This is a genomic window from Proteus sp. CA142267, assembly GCF_003336825.1.
In the GTDB taxonomy this organism is placed as follows: Bacteria; Pseudomonadota; Gammaproteobacteria; order Enterobacterales; family Enterobacteriaceae; genus Proteus; species Proteus terrae.
Genome location: NZ_QPMG01000005.1, coordinates 96,429 through 116,328 on the forward strand (window position 1 = coordinate 96,429; position 19,900 = coordinate 116,328).

Sequence of the window (19,900 nt, forward strand, 5' to 3'; positions counted from 1 at the left end):
ACAAATAAGATTTAGAAATTAACTTTTAGTGTTGCATTGATACCACTTGAGCTTACATCACTATTATATTGGCCTTGGTAAGAAATACCGAAAGTTGTTGATTTGCTTAATTGCGCATCAACACCTAAGCCAACACCAAATAGATTATCCAGTTTGCCACCACGTAATGTTGCATCACCTGAATTTGATAAGAAGAGGCGTGATTCAGGACGGTTATCACCAAATAAATGACTTGCAGAAATATCGCCTTTTAAAGCCATATTAACGTTGCCAGCCATAAATGGATATCCACCACGTAAACCAATAGTACCTACTTGAATATCTTGTGAGTCAGTCTTAGTGGTAAATTTCATATTACCGACATTTTCATTGATATCATCAGTTGATACACGCAACCAGCTAAATCCTGCATATGGCTCAATAGAGTACTGATTAGTATTAAATTGAGTATAAGCACCTTCTAAGAAAATTTGAGTAATTTTTGCATCATAACTTGTAGAGTTATAACCTGCATTTTGTCCTACCCAAAGTGTTCTTTTTGCATCTCTATCTTGGTTAGTATGTGTGAAACCATAGTTTAATGAAGCCACATCATACAGATTAGACACACCATAAGCACCAATATGGATATCGTTACTGTCTATTTTACCGTGTTCATTACCTTTATATTTAGTTGAACCCGCACCAAAGAATAAACCTGCTTTGGTATTTTCGGTCACATCAATTTCTGCACCTAATAAGCCGACATAGAAATCAACATCCATATTACTATGGCCATAATCAGCACTGCCCCATTGGCCAATACCTGTTATCCAAATACGTGCATTGCTATTATCCAATTTAGCATAACGGCCTTGACCAATACCCATTGCTTGATCTTTCACAGTACGTGTTAAACCTAACACATTCACGACACTTGCATTGTTAGCATTAAGGTACATATCGCTGCCCAATGAATTATAAGTCTTGCTCAGATCTCTTTCATTCATTGGTAATACTGCATTGAATAAATCGCCACGACCTGTGCTATCCAATGTATTCGCAATAGAGCGACCATTTTCATTATTAGCAAATGTGGCTAAAGACGTATTTTCTTTCTTACTTAATGTACCTGTAATTGTGTTGTCTTTTACAGAAACATTTTTATCGAATAATGCATAATCACTATTTGGATTGTTATTGGCTAACATTTTAGTTTTAGTGCGGTTATCAACTAAATTGTCCGCATTAACGGTTCCTGTCGCGACACTATTATTAAGATAGATATCTTTTAATTGACCTTCGTTATCGGCACCAACATCTAAACTAGCCCCTTTATTTAAGGCCATATCACCAACATTAACATCGTGTCCAACGGTAACTAAATACGTTCCTTTATCGTTGATATTGATATTGGCTTTATGACTCTCATTTGAGACTAATTGGCCTTGTTGTGTAAAGGTATCGTTATAACGATCAATGACACTTAATTTACCACCGTTGACATTAACTGCTTCAGTGCCAAACGATTCGGTAAAGCCATATAACGTTCCTTGCTCGACTGCTGTACCGCCACGATAAGTATTATCGCCAGTCATAACCAATGTGCCTTCGCCTTTCTTAATTAAAGCACCATCATATAAACCGGCGTCAATTTTAGCTTGAATAGCATCAGCACGTTTTTGGTAATACTCTTTACGCCATTTCTCAGCATCTTCTTTGCTAACAATATGAGAAGTTGGATCTGGGTTACCATCGTTAATAACAAAATCCGTTCCTAGATTATAATCACCACCTGCTGCAATGCCCTTCTCTTGATAGTCTTTCAGCCATGCTAAATCTTCTTGTTCACGTAGATCTAACGCAGTTTGTGAAATATCATTTGTCCAGACATCAAGCGGTGCCATACTTAAGTTATATTCAAATTTACCTAAGAATTGACCCGGACCATACATCCCTTTATCTAAATCTGGTGTACCCCAACCATAACGCACATCCGGCGTACCTTCAGCCGCAGTCCAGCTATCATATAAAGAGCCATCTGGATTACGGTGATTGGCAGTTGTAAACATCACATCACGCACTTGCATCGCATTCATTGATTGATAGCGTGACATCAATACGCCCATCGCACCCGTGACGTGAGGTGCTGCCATTGATGTACCACTAAATGAAGCCCAATCCGCACTACCATCTTCATTAACAATAGAAGAATAAACGCCCCAACCTGGAGCAACAACAGTCCACCACTTCGCATTACCCGCTTCATTAAAGACTTTAACTAGCTCATAACCTGATTTATCTGCATTTTGTTTCAGACCAGCAACTGCAATCCAATGTTTTTCTGCTTCAGGATTAAAGTAAGGATAAAGAGGACGATAATAAGGCTGAGCAAAATCACGATTACCCGTTGTAAAGACTTGAACAACATTAGTGCCTTTTACTGCGTCATAAGCCGCATCAACAAAGGATGGTTTATCACCATAGACTTTTTTAAAGTAGAAATATTCATATTCAGTTTGCGCAGTGGTATCTACTGGCATATGAACAGTTGTATTACCGCCATCAGGTCCTAGTGTTTTATCTGCGTTAATAATACGAGGGTTTGTACCCCAGCTATTATTAATCACTTGCGCACCTGCATCGACCATGGCTTTCCAGCCAGTGTAGAAATAGGTGTAATCTTGATAAGGGCCGTAGTTATTGCTGTCTGTTGCGCCTGTATTTCCTAAATAAACATCAGCTCCCCACGCTACCCCATGCATACCATTACCATCACGGTTTGCACCTACAGTACCTGTAACGTGTGTTCCGTGTGTGTCATTCACACCTTTGATCCAGCCCCCATCAACATCAAAGGCTTGACCTTTTTCATAATGCCCGCCCAATTCTTGAGGGTATCGCATGCCAGTCGTGCCATATTGGCCTTTGGCTTTTACTGCATGAAAACGTGCATCATTCAATTCTGGATGTGATAATAATGCACCAGAGTCCATTACACCGATTTTGGCACCTTGCCCATGAAAACCAAGTGCATAAGCACTAGAGGCATTCATAGCAGCTAGCCCCCAGTCTTTTTGATACTCTTGGCTTTCCCAACTTTTTGCATCGCCTAATTGCCCAGCTTCTGAATATGCTACGGAATATCCAGAAAAAAGAAGTGCTGATGCAACAATGGAAAGCTGAAATATATTATTATTTATTTTATTTTTTTTATTCATTTTGTGATGGTGACTTAAAGCTATTTCTTTGTTCATTCTGTACCTTCAGTTATATTAAAATTTAATAACATTAATTAAGGATCAAAAATAAAAGACGCGAAGATTCTCTAGTTTCTAGAGAAATAATTACTTGAAGGACATCTCAAAAATATGATTTCATGCCACAAAAATAGATAGATTGACTACTAAATCACAAATTAACAGATAGATTAAACAAAAATAGATCGCTTGTTATTATATTACAAACAAACAAAATTAACCTATTTCAATATTAACCTCATTGACAATAATATTTAAATAAACTTAATAAAGATAACCCCAATAAACAAACAAAAACATCAACTTTATTAACAATTTATTTTTTAGAATATTTCTCTCTATTTAACTTTAGTCTAAAAAATATAATCCACATTATTTTAAATATAAAAAAACAGTATCTTTATTTTAAAAATACTGTTTTTCTTTTAATTTGATTTAGTGTTACTACTTATTTTTTATTCAAAAGGCGTGACTTCCATTTGTCCTACCATACCTTTATCTGCATTTTCTAATAACTGGCTATAATACAGGAAGGGGAAATGCGAATAAGAAGGCTGTTTTAATTCCACCAGCAATTCACTTTGGTTTTCGATCCAAACAGTATCTTTCCAACCAAAATCTGCAGGTGCAGGCTTCTGACCATTATGGTTAATCACTTTAAAACGGGCACCTTCAATATGGAATGGTTGTGGTGTCGGTACGGTTACAAGCCAACGTTCCCACCCATTTTGCTTGCCTACTAAATCAATTCTTGAAAGCTCCCAACGAGCATTATTTATTCCTGGAGGACTGTTATGCAGTTGGATGGTTCTAGGCTGAATAGAAGTAGTGATTTGTGTGTCATCTACTGCCAATTGTGCAGGTGCTTTATCTGTCACTAACGACATCAATCCGGTTGGTTTAATGGTTAATACATTGGCGTTACGTAGTAAATCTGAAGGTTCAAAAATACCACGGAGCCTATCCATAAAGCCGGCACTTTGCCCTGCGGTAATTGTAACTTCACCTCCTTCAGACATATCAACCAATATTTCACGTCGCTCACCCGGAGCCATTGGAATTGATTTCAGCTCTACCGGAGATGTTAATAGCCCTTGATCAGAAGCGATAAGGTAAAGAGAGCGACCATCATTTGCGGTTAGTTCATAACGGCGAGCATTGGATGCATTAACTAAACGTAAGCGGATCCATCCTCTTGAGACTTCAATATAAGGATCTTCACGCCCATTGACTAACAATGTATCGCCATAAAAACCATCACTAGCGGCTTCTTTGTCGTATTGTGGCGTACCAAAATTATCGATACGTTTATCTTGAATAATGATCGGAAAATCATTTACACCATAATGTTTTGGCAAAGGGAGGGATTTGCTCTCTTCATCTTCCACAATCCACATTCCCACCAATCCATTATAAACATGAGGTGCCATTTTAAAGGGCGTATTGGCATGATACCAACATGTTGCTGCTTTCTGACGAATAGGCAATACCGGCGACCAATAAGCGCCGGGTGACATTAATCTTGCCGCACCACCGACTTGAGTCCCCGGAACTAATAAACCGCTCACCGTCATTGATACTGCTTCATTAAGACGGTTGCTATAAATGAGTTTTATATCATCGCCACTTTTGACTTTGATTGTCGGTCCCGGTGTTGAGCCATTGATCCCCCAAACTTCCGCTTTTTGAGTGCCATTAAATGCCCAATGCACATTTTGCAAAGTCAGAAAAAGAGGCTGACCACGGCGAGATTCCAACAATGGCGGTATAGGTAATTGTTTATCATTGACTGATCCAGCACGAACAGAAGAAGATATTGAGCCCAGACATACCGCTAAGCCTGAAGCCTGAATAAACTGGCGACGACTAAATGACATACTTTCTCCGCAACAAAATACAAATATTCCTATCGCATAATCAAAAATGTAGAGACAGGAAAAAAGCTGCTGTGATTTAAAGACAAAAGGACTTAAATGAAATTACGGGAGCATAATAGCGCGGATGTGACATAAATCCTAAAAATAGTTGATAATCTAGTATGTTTTCATTAATTAAAAATGATATAAGCCTGAAAATCAGGCTTATATTGTTATGATCAAAGAAACCAAATAAGTATTAATTTAATTTACCGGGAAAATCACGCTGATTCATTTCTTCAACTTCTTTATCTAGCTCTTCGATTTTAGCTTTCATAATTTGACGACAATCTTCTGCTAATTCTCGAACTTGATCTTTGGTGTATTTTGATACATCAATTGGAGGCAACATTTCAACAATAACGTAGCCATTATTCCAGCGGTTTAGCTTAATTTTATTCTGAGTTGTAGAAACACAAACCGGAATAATAGGTACGCCTGCTTGGATGGCGGCATGGAATGCACCTGTTTTAAACGGTAAAAGGCCACGACCACGGCTACGAGTACCTTCAGGGAACATCCACACAGAAATCTTCTTCGATTTAATTTGATCAGCAACTTGTGAAATAGTGCCATGTGCTTTAGAGCGATTTGCTCTATCGATCAAAATATTACCGGTTATCCAATACAACTGACCAAAAAAAGGAATAAAAATTAAGCTTTTTTTACCCACTGTTACGGTATTAGGTTGTACTGCATTTGACATCGTCACCATATCAAAATTATTTTGATGGTTTCCGATATAAATACTTGGACCATAGCTTTCCGCTTCTTTTGGAAAACGCTCAACGAGCTTGATACCAAAAACAGTAGATAACTTGCCGAATAAACGCCCATAAGTCATTACATGTTTAGGATTTCTTGGTGAAAACATGCAATAAATCATTCCAAACGTCACCACAATAATGGTGTAAAGGATGACAATGATGCCTCGAATAATGGCTAACATAAGTTTTAGCGTCCTAAATAGAAGTGGGTCAACAGACCCACTAAATATCAATTAAGTATTAGATTTAATTGGTTTCAATATCAATATGATCGATAACTTGAGCACCACGAGGTAAAGAGGTTCCTCGGCGTCCACGTTTTGCTTTAAAGCTAACTAGCTCATTCATCGACATTGTTATTTTACGTTTACCGAAATGCAGTGTCACAGAGGCATTTTCGGGTAATACTCGTAACCAAGCGACATTATCCTCACCACTTGCTGCTTGTGAAGCAGGAATAGAAACCATCTGATTTCCCTTTCCTTTTACCATCGTTGGTAATTCTGCCGCTTCAAAAATCAGCATTCTGCCACCTTTCGTAATGATCATAATGAGATCCGTGAGCTCATTATTCAAGCGTTGTGGCGGTAATGGTAATGCATTTTCAGGTAAAGTCAGTAGTGATTTCCCTGCTTTATTTTTAGAAGTTAAATCATCAACCTGACAAATAAAGCCGTAACCTGCATCAGATGCCATTAAGATCTTATCAGTACTTTCACCCATAACAACATGACGTAATTGCGCACCTTTCTGAACTTTTAATCGTTCAGTTAGTGCATCGCCCTTGCTACGACCAGAAGGTAATGCATCAACATCAACGGTATAGCTTTGACCTGTTGTATCAATCAAGTGTACCGGTTGGTTACTCATGCCTTCAACGGCATCAAAATAATCATCACCGGATTTAAAGCCAGCCGATTTAGCATCAATATTATGTCCTTTTTGGCAACGAATAAGCCCTTTTTCAGACATAATGACGGTAACAGCTTCAGGATGTAGATGTTTTAACGGAATAGGTTCATCACCCGCATTACCGCTAAAATAGTTGATCTCTTCTGCTTTAAGAACTTCTTGCTGACCATCAACAGTAAAGATTAATGCTTCATCTTTAGGTGCGAACAGCATTTGTTCAATCACATCACCTTGCTCTTTCCCTAAAGCAACAAGACGTGTACCACGTCCTTTTTTATTCATTTCATTTAGCTGTTCTGCTGAAATGGCTAAAATACGTGTTTTATCAGTGATGATAATAAACCAGTGTTGCTCATTTTTCTTCTGAGGATCAACTAAGAACGGTGCTAATAATTCAGTTTCTTCGGAAACAGTCAGCAACCCTTTACCTGTCTTATTCTTTGTTTCCATCTCATCGTAAGAGAGAACAGAGCCATAACCTTCTTTTGTCGCCAGTAAGTACTCTTGTCCAGCACTTCCCGCTAACATATATTTCACGCTGGCATCAGGTGGGAAAGTCAACTTGCCAGTTAATGGCTCACCTTGGCTACGCCCTGAAGGCATATCATTTGGACTTAAGGTGTAACTACGTCCCGTAGAGTCAAGGAATAGAACAGGCTGATTACTCATACCACGTACTGCGCTGTGATAACTATCCCCTGCACGATAACTCATGCCACTCGGATCAATATCATGTCCTTTCGCATTGCGTACCCAACCCATTTCAGACAGCACAATGGTGACAGGCTCTGATGGCAACATATCTTGTTCATTAACTACTTTCGCCTCTTCTTGAGGACGGATCGGCGAACGACGATCATCACCAAATTCTTTTGCGTCAGCTTCAATCTCTTTTTTCAGTAAAGTATTTAAACGACGTGGTGAACTTAACAACTTCTCAATGCTATCACGTTCTTTTTCAAGCTCATCACTTTCGCCTTTTAGTTTCATCTCTTCAAGTTTAGCTAAATGACGTAAACGTAACTCTAAAATAGCTTCAGCTTGAATATCGGATAACTCAAAGCAACGCATTAACTCTGCTTTTGGCTCATCTTCATGACGAATAATTTCAATCACTTCATCAATATTGAGATAAGCAATTAATAAACCTTTGAGAATTTCTAAGCGACGTAAAACTTTTTCTAAACGGTGATTTAAGCGGTTTGTGACTGTTTGGCGACGATAAACTAACCATTCGTTTAAAATAGTCAGTAATCCTTTTACTGCTGGGCGGTTATCTAACCCAATCATATTTAGGTTAACACGATAACTTTTTTCTAAGTCAGTATTCACAAACAAGTAGTACATCACTTGTTCTAAATCGACGCGATTACTACGAGGAACAATAACAAGTCTAGTTGGATTTTCATGATCAGATTCATCACGTAAATCTTCAACTAAAGGTAGTTTTTTGGCTCGCATTAATGCAGCAATTTGCTCGAGTACTTTGGCGCCAGAAACTTGATGAGGTAATGCAGTGATCACCGCACATCCTTCTTCTTTCTGCCACACAGCCCTCATTCTGACAGAGCCACGCCCTGTTTTATAAATCTTTTTGATATCGTCTTGAGCGGTAATAATTTCAGCTTCAGTCGGATAATCAGGGCCTTGAACATATTGCATCACATCAGATAATCCCGCATCAGGATTATCTAAAAGCATCACTAAAGCTTGTCCTATTTCACGCGCATTGTGCGGTGGAATATCCGTTGCCATCCCAACAGCAATACCTGTTGTACCATTAAGCACGATATTAGGTAAGCGTGCAGGTAACATTTTCGGCTCTTGCATCGTGCCGTCAAAGTTAGGGATCCAATCTACCGTACCATGTCCTAATTCACTCAATAATGTTTGTGAATATTTAGAAAGGCGTGATTCGGTGTAACGCATCGCTGCGAAAGATTTCGGATCATCTGGTGCCCCCCAGTTACCTTGTCCATCAATTAACGGATAACGGTAAGAGAATGGCTGAGCCATAAGCACCATAGCTTCATAACATGCACCATCACCATGCGGGTGATATTTACCTAGCACGTCACCAACTGTACGGGCTGACTTTTTAAATTTTGCGTTATTACTTAAACCAAGCTCTGACATCGCATAAACGATGCGACGTTGCACGGGTTTTAGCCCATCTCCAATAAAAGGCAATGCTCGATCCATAATGACGTACATGGAATAGTTGAGATAGGCATTCTCTGTAAATAAGTGGAGCGGTTGGCGCTCTACACCATCATGAGTCAATTCACTCATTCAATTTTTTCCTCAGACTCTTGTGGTATCCATTACACTTCGATGTCAACTTCATCGCCTTTCTCTTGTAACCAATTTCGGCGATCTTCAGAGCGTTTCTTCGCTAACAACATATCCATCATGCCTAGGGTTTCTTGATAATTTTCATCATCAATCACCAATTGCACTAAACGACGCGTATTAGGATCAAGCGTTGTTTCACGCAATTGAAGAGGATTCATTTCACCCAATCCTTTAAAGCGCTGTACGTTAGGCTTTCCTTTTTTACGGCTTAGACGTTGTAAAATGGCATTTTTTTCTGATTCATCAAGGGCATAATGAACTTCTTTACCCAAATCGATACGGTAAAGTGGTGGCATCGCCATATAAACGTGCCCTTCCTTAACAAGAGCAGGGAAATGGCGCACAAATAAAGCACACAGTAAGGTTGCGATATGTAAACCATCGGAGTCAGCATCCGCAAGGATACAAATTTTACCGTAACGTAATTGGCTTAAATCATCGCTGTCAGGATCCATACCAATCGCGACCGAAATATCATGGACTTCTTGTGACGCTAACACTTCATCTGAAGAGACTTCCCATGTATTTAAGATTTTACCGCGTAGAGGCATAATCGCTTGATATTCACGATCTCGAGCTTGTTTAGCAGAGCCTCCCGCAGAGTCCCCTTCAACTAAAAATAGTTCGGTGTAACGTAAATCTTGAGAAGTACAATCAGCTAATTTACCCGGTAATGCAGGCCCTGAAGTGAGTTTCTTTCGCACTACTTTTTTGGCAGCACGCATACGACGCTGAGCGCTGCTAATTGCCATTTCAGCCAGTAATTCACCGACTTGAACATTCTGATTTAGCCATAAGCTAAAAGCATTTTTTACAGCATTTGCAACAAACGCACTGGTTTGTCTTGAGGAGAGTCGCTCTTTGGTTTGCCCTGCAAATTGAGGATCTTGCATTTTTACTGATAATACATAAGCACAACGCTCCCATGTATCATCGGCAGTTAACTTAAGGCCTCTTGGTAGTAAGTTACGGAATTCACAAAATTCACGCATTGCATCTAACACACCTTGGCGTAAACCATTTACGTGAGTACCACCTTGAACCGTCGGAATTAAGTTAACATAGCTTTCAGTGAGTAGATCGCCACCTTCAGGCAACCATAACATAGACCATTCAACGGCTTCATTATCACCTTCAAATTTACCAGTAAAAGGCTCTTCAGGAAGGCGAACAAATTCTGCAACAGCTTCACTTAAATAATCGGTTAAACCATCAGCGTAGCACCAGTTTTCTTGGGTGTTATTTACTTTATCTACAAAAGAAACATTAACGCCCGGGCATAGTACCGCTTTGGCTTTTAATACATGAGATAAGCTTTTAGAAGAAAAACGAGGAACATCAAAATAAGAACCATCAGGCCAAAAATGTACACTCGTTCCTGTATCTCGTTTCGCACAGGTGCCAATTTCGTGTAACTCTTCAACTTTATCGCCATTTTCAAAGGCAATTTGGTAAATTTTACCATCACGACGAACAGTTACTTCAATACGCTTTGAGAGGGCGTTAACAACCGAGATCCCAACACCATGCAACCCGCCAGAAAATTGATAGTTTTTATTAGAGAATTTTCCTCCGGCGTGGAGGTGAGCAAGGATTAGCTCGATAGCAGAAACATTAAGTTCAGGGTGAATATCGACAGGCATTCCTCGCCCATTATCGATAACTTCGATAGATTGGTCTTCATATAAAATGACATCGACCTTTGATGCGTGTCCCGCAAGCGCCTCGTCCACGCTATTATCTATCACTTCCTGTGCCAAATGGTTCGGTCTTGTTGTATCTGTATACATCCCGGGACGGCGACGTACAGGCTCTAGACCATTAAGAACCTCAATATCCTTTGCGTTATAACTTGATTGAGTCATTGTTTTAATCTGCGGTTCGCTGTTAGAAAAATACTGTTTATAATAACAGGTGTTGGCGGCAATATGATATTAATTTTCGGCTAGATACATCAACCTACGTTTTACAGGTTAATCGACCGAAAGGCTAAATTATCTTTAAAAATTGAATAATTTTCGGAAAAAAACGTTCAAAACCCACAAAAGCATGGTTTCCATCCGATTCTATGGTTTGCCTACACGCGCCAAGATATGAGACAGCTTGACGATAATCAAGTATTTCATCTCCAGTTTGTTGAAGCAACCAAATAAGTTTCGGTGATGTGATTGTGGGAATACGCAAAGCAAGTAGCTCATCCATATGATGAGGTTCTAGTTTATATTTTTGATGTGTATAAGGATTTTCGTTCTCCCCCAAGAAGTCTTGCAAAAGATCGAACGGTCGTATTGCAGGATTAACAACAACAGCGGGTAAATTAAAACATTGAGATAACCAAATAGATAAATAGCCACCTAATGATGAGCCAATTAATCCAAGTTTGTCATCTGCACTCTTTTTAACTAACGTTTCAATTAGCTGAGCGGCTTCTTGAGGATAAGGTGGTAATTGAGGAATTAATAACTCAATTTCAGGATGAGTGGCTTCAAGCCATTGGCGAAAAGCCTGTGCCTTTGCTGATTTCGGTGAGCTATTAAAGCCATGCAAGTAAAGAATACGAGGCATAACTTAATAGCCATCCGCATCAAGATCAGGACAAAATTCAGTACCTGCTAAACGGTAAACCTGTGTGCCAATTTTGCCCTTCTCATCAGATGAAAGTGACATTTCCAAATAGCGCCAACCTGGAGAAACTGTATCTAATGTAAAATTTGTACAATGAGGGCGAAACTGAATACACGTAGAAGGCGTCGCCAACAAGCGAATACCATTCCACATTTCATCCATTTCTTGGTGAATATGGCCACAAAGCATCATTTTTACTTGAGAGTGATCTTTTAAACGCTCAGCCAACTCTTGAGAATTTCTTAAACTATGTTGATCTAGCCATGTACACCCTGAAGGCATAGGATGATGATGCAATAAGATAATCGTATCTCTGTGCTTTTGACTTTCAAGACAGCGTGTTAGCCAATCTAACTGACAATCTGATAACTCACCATGAGGAACGCCTTGAATTTGGCTATCTAATAATAGCATCTGCCAATTATCACCAATCAACACTTGTTTAGCTGACAAAATTCCTGCCTGATTTAAAGCATCAATCATCGCAGGCTGATAGTCATGATTGCCCGGCAACCAAACACAAGGAGGTGTCAGCGTCGCTATACCATCAGCAAAATGCTGATAAGCTTCAAAGGTTTGATCTTGAACTAAATCACCTGTCGCAACAATCAAGTCAACATCAAGACCCTGCTCTCTAATCGCATTTAATACCGCATGGTAGCTACGATAGGTATTAATGCCCAGCAGAGTGTCTTCCACATTAGCAAAGAGGTGGGTGTCTGTGATTTGTAATATTCTTACGGTGTTTTTGTGTTTCACCGATAATTCAAGCTGGCTTTCCAAAAGGTTTCCTTGTTTCACTCTCATTAGCCGTTATGTTAACGTATTTTCGTAGTAAAGATCTGCCAACCAATACACATTTCAAAAGATTAGTGAGAAATATTCTCGCTTTCAATCACGTTTTTTTCACTTCATTTTACAATTTAATTCATTTGATATCGTACACTTAGAGATAGTTACTCTACTTGATAATATTACTAAAAACATCCTTTAAAGATTGATTAGTGTATTAAATTACTGACCAACGCTCTCTTAGTGCAATATGATGAAGTTGTAACCATTGCAGAGCAATAACAGATGCCGCATTATCAATAACACCTTCTTCAACCCAACGATAGGCTTGTTCTCGACTCACTACATGAACACGAATATCTTCGTTTTCACACGCTAATCCATGAATACCTTTTGCCGTTGTTGCATCAACTTCGCCAACATAGACATGCATTCTTTCACTCGTACCACCGGGGCTTGAAAGATAACTCACAATGGGTTCGCATCGTCCAACAACAACACCTGCTTCTTCTTGAGCTTCACGTCTAACAACATCTTCAGGGCTTTCCCCTTCTTCGACCATGCCCGCAACCACTTCAAGCAACCAAGGTGTCTCGCTGGTTTCATACGCAGGAATACGAATTTGCTCAATTAACACCACTTCATCACGTTTGGGATCATAAGCGAGCAAAACACCCGCATTGCCTCGTTCAAAAACCTCACGTTTAACTTCTTCACTCCATCCACCTTCAAAAAGGCGATGTTTAAAGCGATATTCGGTCATGCGAAAAAAGCCTTTATATAAATCTCTCTGATTGAGCAATTTCACATCTTCACGACCGTATAAAAATGGTGTATTTTCCCTTTTCTTCATACAATGTTCCTTAAGTTACATTTAAGAGTCTTTTTATTGCTTACGTTTAATACAGATTTAAAGAAATTTGCCAACAATTCATGTAAAGTTAATCTAAAATAAAAGGATATGGCACAAATGGCTACCCCTACTTAGGGAAACAATCTGCTAGAATTATCCCCAATCAAGATTAACAGAGGCAACTCAGCGAAACTGTTGCAACAAGGAATTAAAATGAAAAAACTGCTCTCTCTTTTGGTCACGATGAGTTTGGCAGGATTCAGCACTGCAAGTCAGGCTGAGGATCTGCTTCAAGTTTATCAAAAAGCAAAGGACAGTAACCCTGAGTTACGCAAATCATTAGCTGAACGAAATCAAGCTTTTGAAAAAATCAATGAAGCTCGTGGCTCATTATTACCACAATTAGGATTAGGTGCATCTGCAGACTATAAAAGTGGCTACCGTGATGCAAGAGATACCGAATCTAATTCTATTGGTGCAAGTTTAACGCTGACTCAAAGTGTGTTTAACATGGCCTTATGGCGCCAATTAAACATTCAAGAAAAGACAGCGGGTATGAGCGATGTGACTTACCAAACAAGTCAGCAAAAACTGATTTTAGACACCGCGACCGCTTACTTTGATGTCTTGCGTGCTATCGATTCACTATCATTTATTGAAGCGCAAAAAGAACAAGTTTACCGCCAGTTAGATCAAACAACTCAACGTTTTAACGTGGGTTTAGTGGCAATTACTGACGTACAAAATGCGCGTGCAAATTACGATAGCGTACTGGCACAAGAAGTGGCAGGTCGTAACCAATTAGATAATGCATTAGAAAAACTACGCCAAGTAAGTGGTATCTATTACATTAATCTAGCATCTCTAAACATCAACCGTTTTTCAACAACATCACCAGACTCTATTGAGAAACTGCTAAAAGATGCTGAAGAGCGTAACTTAAGTTTATTAAGTGCTCGTTTAGGCCAAGACTTAGCGCGTGAAAATATTCGTTTAGCGCAATCAGGTCACTTACCAACTGTAGATTTAAATGCATCAACTGGCGTATCAAATAGCCATAGTCACGACCATAGAGCAGACGCATTAGCGGGCCACAGTAACAGCTATAGTGGTCAAAATAGTATTGGTCTGTCTGTTAGTATCCCTCTATATACAGGTGGCAGAACAAGCTCACAAGTTGAACAAGCACAATATGGTTTTACTAGTGCAAGCGAACAATTAGAATCGGTTTATCGTTCTATCGTTCAAATAGCTCGTTCTTCTTATAACAATATTTCTGCATCAATCAGTAGCATTAAAGCGTATCAACAAGTCGTTGTTTCTGCGCAAAGTTCATTAGATGCAACTGAAGCGGGTTACCAAGTGGGCACTCGTACTATTGTTGATGTATTGAATGCCACAACAACGCTTTATGATGCAAAACAGAAATTGTCCAACGCGCGTTATGAATATTTAATTAACCAATTAAATATTGAATATGCTCGTGGCACATTAAATGAAAATGACTTAATTCAGCTAAATAATACTCTGGGTGCAGAAATTTCCACTTCACCAGACAGCATTATTCGCCCGTTAACAAGCCCTGCTCTTAACGTTGCGCCTTAATCGTGAATTAAGAAGTTAGTAACTTATAAAAAAACCGCTTTCAGCGATAAACTGATAAGCGGTTTTTTTTATGCTTTCTCTTCACATAAGATATTGTGTTATGGATTAAATTAAGATCTCAACAATATCTATATTCTTGTATTAACAAATACCTTAATTACAATTAGGTTAAAAAGAGAGGATTTACCTAATTTCATTACCCTTAACCTTATAAAGATCACAAATTTCTGGTTATCCCTGATGATTAGGCGTTTCTTATTTATTTTCTAGACTATTTAACCTATCCTAGCTTTTATTTTGAACGTTTTACCTTTTATGGATCTTATCAATATGCCAATGAAACGTACCAAATCGATTAATCGTGATGCTTTCCGTAAAGCATTTCGCCCTTATCGTCTGGCGCCTGTTGCAATCGCCATCACTGCTGTATTCGCGCTTTCAGGATGTGAAGAGAGCGATGAGACAGTTTCACTGTATATGAACGCACAAGAATGTGCTCAAGCGAATCCTTCACAAGCAGCACAATGTGAAGACTCTTATCGTACTGCATTGCAAGAAGCGCAGCGTACCGCACCTAAATACGCAACATTAGAAGACTGTGTAGCTGAATTCGGTGATGCACAATGTACTCAAACAGCATCTATTGATGGACAGCCTGTTAGTACTGAAAATGCCAATAATTTAAGCCCAGACAGCTCACAAATGGCTCAAGCTAACTCCGGTGGTAGCTTCTTTATGCCATTAATGGCGGGTTATATGATGGGTCGTCTAATGGGTGGTGGTGCGCCAGCACAACCTCTGTTTAGTTCGCGTAACCCAACAAGCCCTGCAAATGGTAAATTCGTGGATGCAACAGGCCGTAACTACGGTCCTGCGGTTGGCGGTCGTCAAATGAACGTACCAAAAACAGCCATGACACCAAAACCATCAACAACCTCAACGGTAACTCGTGGTGGCTTTGGTAACACTGTATCAAGACAAGCAGCTGCTCAACGTACCAGTGCAACAAATAATAACCGTAGCTCAACCGGTTCGTCTTCTTATCGTTCAGGTGGTTAATTAAAACCATGAAACGCGAAAATATCATTGAACGCTCGGATTGGCGTGAAAAAGCAACGGAATTTGGCTTCAACTTTCATACAATGTATGGCGAGCCTTATTGGTCTGAAGATGCTTATTATCAATTCTCAATGGAAGAGGTTGAATCGTTAGAAGAAACAACGGAAGAGTTGCATCAGATGTGCTTACAAGTCGCTGATAAAGTGACTAATAGTGAAGAATTACTGACTCGCTTTCAGATCCCGCGTCACTGCTGGGATTTTGTGCGTGATTCTTGGAAATCGTCTCAACCTTCCCTCTATTCACGTCTTGATTTAGCGTATGACGGTAAAAGCCCAGCAAAACTGTTAGAAAATAACGCAGATACTCCGACATCACTGTATGAGTCTGCTTTTTTCCAATGGATCTGGCTTGAAGATCAAGTTAATGCAGGTCGTTTACCGCAAAATGCCGATCAATTTAATAGCATTCAAGAGAAGTTAATTGATCGATTCGCAGAGCTTCGTGATCAATACGGAATGCGTTATCTGCATATGTCTTGTTGCCAAGATACTGAAGAAGATCGCGGTACAGTTCAATATTTACAAGATTGTGCTGAAGAAGCTCAAGTCACGACTGACTTTGTCTTTATTGAAGATCTGGGTTTAGGTGAACGTGGTGAATTAACTGATCTGCAAGATCAGATAATCAGTAATATGTTTAAGCTTTACCCTTGGGAATTTATGTTCCGCGAAGACTTCTCAACTAAGCTGGCTGATGCAGGTATTCGTTGGTTAGAGCCTTCTTGGAAGAGCATTATTTCGAATAAAGCATTGCTACCAATGCTTTGGGAGATGTTCCCTAATCACCCAAATCTGCTACCCGCTTATTTTTATGATGGTAAAGCGCCTGATTCATTATCGCGTTATGTTATCAAGCCACTGTTTTCACGCGAAGGTGCAAATATTCGCATTGTTGAAAACGGCAAGGATATTGCTGTCGCAGATGGCCCTTACGGTGAAGAAGGCTTTATTGTTCAAGATTTCCATCCACTGCCAAAATTTGGCGATAGCTATACATTAATTGGTAGCTGGCTGGTTAACGATCAATCCGCAGGTATTTGTATTAGAGAAGATAGAGAGCTTATTACTCAAGATCTCTCCCGCTTCTATCCACATATTATTTTAGATTGATAGAAATCTTAAAATTATATTGAGCACCTTATTGCTTATTAGCGGTAAGGTGTTTTTTATTCAAAATAGCTTTCGTTATCAGTAAAAAAGGCCAAATTCCATAAAATGAATTTAGCCTTTCACTTTTATCAATCAATTAGTTTTTATTGGATAGTTTTATCCAATTTGAAACGTCATCATGCTTAGCGATTTATTCACAATATCATTATTCAGCACTGTTACCTTTTCACCCTCTTGTTTTAAGCCTAATAAATACAACGCAGGTAAAAAATGGTCGGGTGTAGGATGTGCCAACCGCCCTTCTTCTGTTGATAAAATCGTAAATAACGTTTCTGGTACATTATCATTTCGTAAGCTGTTTTCGACTGTCTCATTAAAGGCTAATGCCCAAGAATAAGGCGTCGCATTGCTATTTTGCCAATCCATCATTCTTAAATTGTGAACGATATTACCGCTACCAATGATTAAGACGCCTTCTTTACGTAATTCAACCAACTTTTGTCCCAATTCATAATGCCACTGCGCTGATTGGCGAGCATCAATGCTTAATTGAACAACAGGAATATTTGCGTTGGGATACATTTTTTCAAGTATTCCCCAACTTCCATGATCTAATCCCCATTGATCCATATCGAGTTTTAATTTAATCGGATCGATAAGATCTTCAATTAGTGCGGCCAAGCCTATCGAGCCTCGCGCTGGGTATTCTATTGCGTATAACTCTGGTGGAAATCCATAAAAATCATGAATTGTCTTTGGTTGCAACATTGCTGTTACATAAGTTCCATCGGTATACCAATGGGCTGAAATCACTAAAATCGCTTTAGGTTGAGGAAGCGTTTCCCCTAATTTTGACCAGAGACGAGTATATGTATTATCTTCTAATACATTCATTGGGCTACCGTGTCCAATAAACAGCGCTGGCATCATTTTTGTGTCCATAATCACCTCTTATGGCTTGTGATCTTATGGCGTTAGCATAGCGCCTTCTTACTTGAAATATAGTCAAAGAAGTATGAAATAGTTATTCAAAAAATATGAAAAAAGCCACCTAAGTTTCCTTAAGTGGCTTGAATAAGTGTGTGTGTTTTCAGTGTCGGTTATAACATGTTAATTTCAGCCAGCTTTTTTCTCCTCACGAAGACGATAAGCCACTAAATCTTCAATAGTTAGCACAGGCATATTGTGCTTTTTAGCAAAAGTGATCACTTCTGGTGCTCTTGCCATTGTGCCATCGTCATTTGTTAATTCGCATAACACTGCAACTGGTTTAAAACCGGCTAAAGTTGCTAAATCAATCGACGCTTCTGTGTGCCCGCCACGCGTTAACACACCCCCAGGTTGACCACGTAATGGAAATACGTGACCTGGGCGATTTAAATCACTTGGTTTTGCATTATCAGCAGCCGCTGCACGTACTGTGGTTAAACGATCAGATGCTGAAACACCGGTTGTTACACCTTGTGCTGCTTCAATCGTTACTGTAAATGCCGTATGGAAATGACTGGTGTTATTTTCCACCATCATAGGCAAATCAAGTTGTTGACGGCGTTCTTCTGTAATGCATAAGCAAACAATGCCACTACCATGACGAATAGACATCGCCATTTGTTCTGTGGTCATAGTTTCTGCTGCGAAAACCATATCGCCTTCATTTTCGCGGTTCTCGTCGTCGAGCACCATCACACCTTTACCAGCACGAAGGGCTTCTAGAGCAAGTTCAACACGCTCAAATGGATTACCGAATTCGGAAAGTAGCGTCTGATTCATGGTAAAAAAACCTCAATAATTAATGAAAGTTACCAGAACCAGGGCAGTCTTAGGAGTGGATCTCTGCTTAATAAATACATAAGCAGAAACAACAGGAATGGATACAATGATCCTACTGATGCTATTTTATTCTCTCCCATCCAGACTTTAACTGTCGGCTCCAGAATCACACTGGATCTGCTGACCTTTGCATCACAATGGCAACACAAAGCGCTCGCGGGCTTTACCTAAGAATTCAGGTATCTACCGCCGGTGGGGACTTTCACCCCGCCCTGAGATTAACAGTGAAACTATACGCTTTAAAATTATAAGAGGCAATCATCAATCGGCGACAATCTTTGTTTCATCACATAATCATTTTATGACATACGGTTATTTAACTATTTATAATAAAAAGTAACAATAATCTTGATATCTGGTTTTATTCCCTCTGTCCTCATATTACACTTAGCCTCAGCTTTCTATTTTATTTGTGAGGACTTCCCATGCTGGACCCGAAAAAACTTGAACAAGTCGCGCGCCAAATCCAAAACGTCCTGCCACAGGGCATTAAAGATTTTGGTGATGATATTGATAAAAAAATCCGCACTGTTCTACAATCTCAATTAAACAAATTGGATTTAGTTAATCGCGAAGAGTTTGATGTACAAACTCAAGTCTTATTACGTACTCGTGAAAAACTTAATCGTTTAGAACAACGTTTAAATGAGCTAGAAGCTGGTCTGCAGGCAAAACCTCAAGCTGAAATTGCCCAAGTTGAAGAAGTGGAAATTGTGGTAGAAACTCCAGCAGAAAATAAAGCTTAATCTATTCACTTTATTACTTGTTTTAGTAA

Annotated in this window: 14 protein-coding genes and 1 riboswitch; of the genes, 4 read left to right on the forward strand and 10 right to left on the reverse strand. The window is 39.3% G+C overall.

Annotation, left to right across the window (positions count from 1 at the left end):
- Positions 1–11 precede the first annotated feature (11 nt).
- From pta to nudF, 8 genes are all read right to left on the reverse strand, one after another.
- Positions 12–3,236 (reverse strand): autotransporter Pta, encoded by a 3,225-nt coding sequence (gene pta / locus C0T34_RS10490; RefSeq protein WP_109850138.1) that lies wholly within the window; start codon positions 3,234–3,236, stop codon positions 12–14.
- Positions 3,237–3,694: 458 nt separating this feature from the next.
- On the reverse strand, positions 3,695–5,116 hold the full coding sequence (ftsP, locus tag C0T34_RS10495; protein WP_098941967.1) for a cell division protein FtsP: 1,422 nt from the start codon (positions 5,114–5,116) through the stop codon (positions 3,695–3,697).
- A gap of 238 nt (positions 5,117–5,354) precedes the next feature.
- Positions 5,355–6,104 (reverse strand): 1-acylglycerol-3-phosphate O-acyltransferase, encoded by a 750-nt coding sequence (locus C0T34_RS10500; RefSeq protein WP_098941966.1) that lies wholly within the window; start codon positions 6,102–6,104, stop codon positions 5,355–5,357.
- A 64-nt stretch (positions 6,105–6,168) separates the two neighbouring features.
- Positions 6,169–9,126 carry a DNA topoisomerase IV subunit A gene (gene parC, locus C0T34_RS10505; protein ID WP_109850139.1) on the reverse strand — a complete coding sequence of 986 codons (2,958 nt, stop codon included), beginning with the start codon at positions 9,124–9,126 and terminating at the stop codon, positions 6,169–6,171.
- Positions 9,127–9,158: 32 nt separating this feature from the next.
- Positions 9,159–11,054: a DNA topoisomerase IV subunit B gene (parE, locus tag C0T34_RS10510; protein ID WP_109850140.1), complete on the reverse strand. Its 1,896-nt coding sequence runs from the start codon at positions 11,052–11,054 to the stop codon at positions 9,159–9,161.
- 124 nt (positions 11,055–11,178) lie between these two features.
- Entirely contained in the window at positions 11,179–11,754 is a 576-nt protein-coding gene (yqiA, locus tag C0T34_RS10515) for an esterase YqiA (RefSeq protein ID WP_109850141.1), read from the reverse strand.
- 3 nt (positions 11,755–11,757) lie between these two features.
- The gene (gene cpdA, locus C0T34_RS10520) at positions 11,758–12,597 is read right to left on the reverse strand and encodes a 3',5'-cyclic-AMP phosphodiesterase (protein WP_109850142.1); all 840 of its coding nucleotides are present in this window, start codon (positions 12,595–12,597) and stop codon (positions 11,758–11,760) included.
- A 226-nt stretch (positions 12,598–12,823) separates the two neighbouring features.
- Positions 12,824–13,459, reverse strand: a complete 636-nt coding sequence (nudF, locus tag C0T34_RS10525) for an ADP-ribose diphosphatase (RefSeq protein WP_075672910.1) — start codon at positions 13,457–13,459, stop codon at positions 12,824–12,826.
- A 213-nt stretch (positions 13,460–13,672) separates the two neighbouring features.
- Between nudF and tolC the strand changes: the two genes are divergently transcribed.
- The 3 genes from tolC to C0T34_RS10540 all read left to right on the forward strand — a co-directional run bounded on the left by tolC (position 13,673) and on the right by C0T34_RS10540 (position 17,295).
- On the forward strand, positions 13,673–15,064 hold the full coding sequence (tolC, locus tag C0T34_RS10530) for an outer membrane channel protein TolC (protein WP_109850143.1): 1,392 nt from the start codon (positions 13,673–13,675) through the stop codon (positions 15,062–15,064).
- A 330-nt stretch (positions 15,065–15,394) separates the two neighbouring features.
- Positions 15,395–16,123 (forward strand): DUF1190 family protein, encoded by a 729-nt coding sequence (locus tag C0T34_RS10535; RefSeq protein ID WP_072070058.1) that lies wholly within the window; start codon positions 15,395–15,397, stop codon positions 16,121–16,123.
- Between the two features lie 8 nt (positions 16,124–16,131).
- Positions 16,132–17,295: a glutathionylspermidine synthase family protein gene (locus tag C0T34_RS10540; RefSeq protein WP_109850144.1), complete on the forward strand. Its 1,164-nt coding sequence runs from the start codon at positions 16,132–16,134 to the stop codon at positions 17,293–17,295.
- 156 nt (positions 17,296–17,451) lie between these two features.
- On the opposite strand, the gene ygiD is transcribed toward C0T34_RS10540, so the two are convergent.
- Positions 17,452–18,237 (reverse strand): 4,5-DOPA dioxygenase extradiol, encoded by a 786-nt coding sequence (gene ygiD, locus C0T34_RS10545; protein WP_109850145.1) that lies wholly within the window; start codon positions 18,235–18,237, stop codon positions 17,452–17,454.
- Positions 18,238–18,411: 174 nt separating this feature from the next.
- Complete coding sequence (gene ribB, locus C0T34_RS10550; protein ID WP_072070063.1) at positions 18,412–19,065, reverse strand: 3,4-dihydroxy-2-butanone-4-phosphate synthase; 654 nt, start codon at positions 19,063–19,065, stop codon at positions 18,412–18,414.
- Positions 19,066–19,189: 124 nt separating this feature from the next.
- Positions 19,190–19,349, reverse strand: a riboswitch (FMN riboswitch).
- 201 nt (positions 19,350–19,550) lie between these two features.
- On the opposite strand from ribB, the gene C0T34_RS10555 reads away from it, so the two are divergent.
- Positions 19,551–19,871, forward strand: a complete 321-nt coding sequence (locus tag C0T34_RS10555) for an accessory factor UbiK family protein (protein ID WP_098941958.1) — start codon at positions 19,551–19,553, stop codon at positions 19,869–19,871.
- Positions 19,872–19,900: the final 29 nt, after the last annotated feature.

Coding starts and splice junctions, on each gene's coding strand:
- pta (WP_109850138.1), bottom strand. CDS start 3,236: ATGAACAAAGAAATAGCTTTAAGTCACCATCACAAAATGAATAAAAAA.
- ftsP (WP_098941967.1), bottom strand. CDS start 5,116: ATGTCATTTAGTCGTCGCCAGTTTATTCAGGCTTCAGGCTTAGCGGTA.
- C0T34_RS10500 (WP_098941966.1), bottom strand. CDS start 6,104: ATGTTAGCCATTATTCGAGGCATCATTGTCATCCTTTACACCATTATT.
- parC (WP_109850139.1), bottom strand. CDS start 9,126: ATGAGTGAATTGACTCATGATGGTGTAGAGCGCCAACCGCTCCACTTA.
- parE (WP_109850140.1), bottom strand. CDS start 11,054: ATGACTCAATCAAGTTATAACGCAAAGGATATTGAGGTTCTTAATGGT.
- yqiA (WP_109850141.1), bottom strand. CDS start 11,754: ATGCCTCGTATTCTTTACTTGCATGGCTTTAATAGCTCACCGAAATCA.
- nudF (WP_075672910.1), bottom strand. CDS start 13,459: ATGAAGAAAAGGGAAAATACACCATTTTTATACGGTCGTGAAGATGTG.
- tolC (WP_109850143.1), top strand. CDS start 13,673: ATGAAAAAACTGCTCTCTCTTTTGGTCACGATGAGTTTGGCAGGATTC.
- C0T34_RS10535 (WP_072070058.1), top strand. CDS start 15,395: ATGCCAATGAAACGTACCAAATCGATTAATCGTGATGCTTTCCGTAAA.
- C0T34_RS10540 (WP_109850144.1), top strand. CDS start 16,132: ATGAAACGCGAAAATATCATTGAACGCTCGGATTGGCGTGAAAAAGCA.
- ygiD (WP_109850145.1), bottom strand. CDS start 18,237: ATGGACACAAAAATGATGCCAGCGCTGTTTATTGGACACGGTAGCCCA.
- ribB (WP_072070063.1), bottom strand. CDS start 19,065: ATGAATCAGACGCTACTTTCCGAATTCGGTAATCCATTTGAGCGTGTT.
- C0T34_RS10555 (WP_098941958.1), top strand. CDS start 19,551: ATGCTGGACCCGAAAAAACTTGAACAAGTCGCGCGCCAAATCCAAAAC.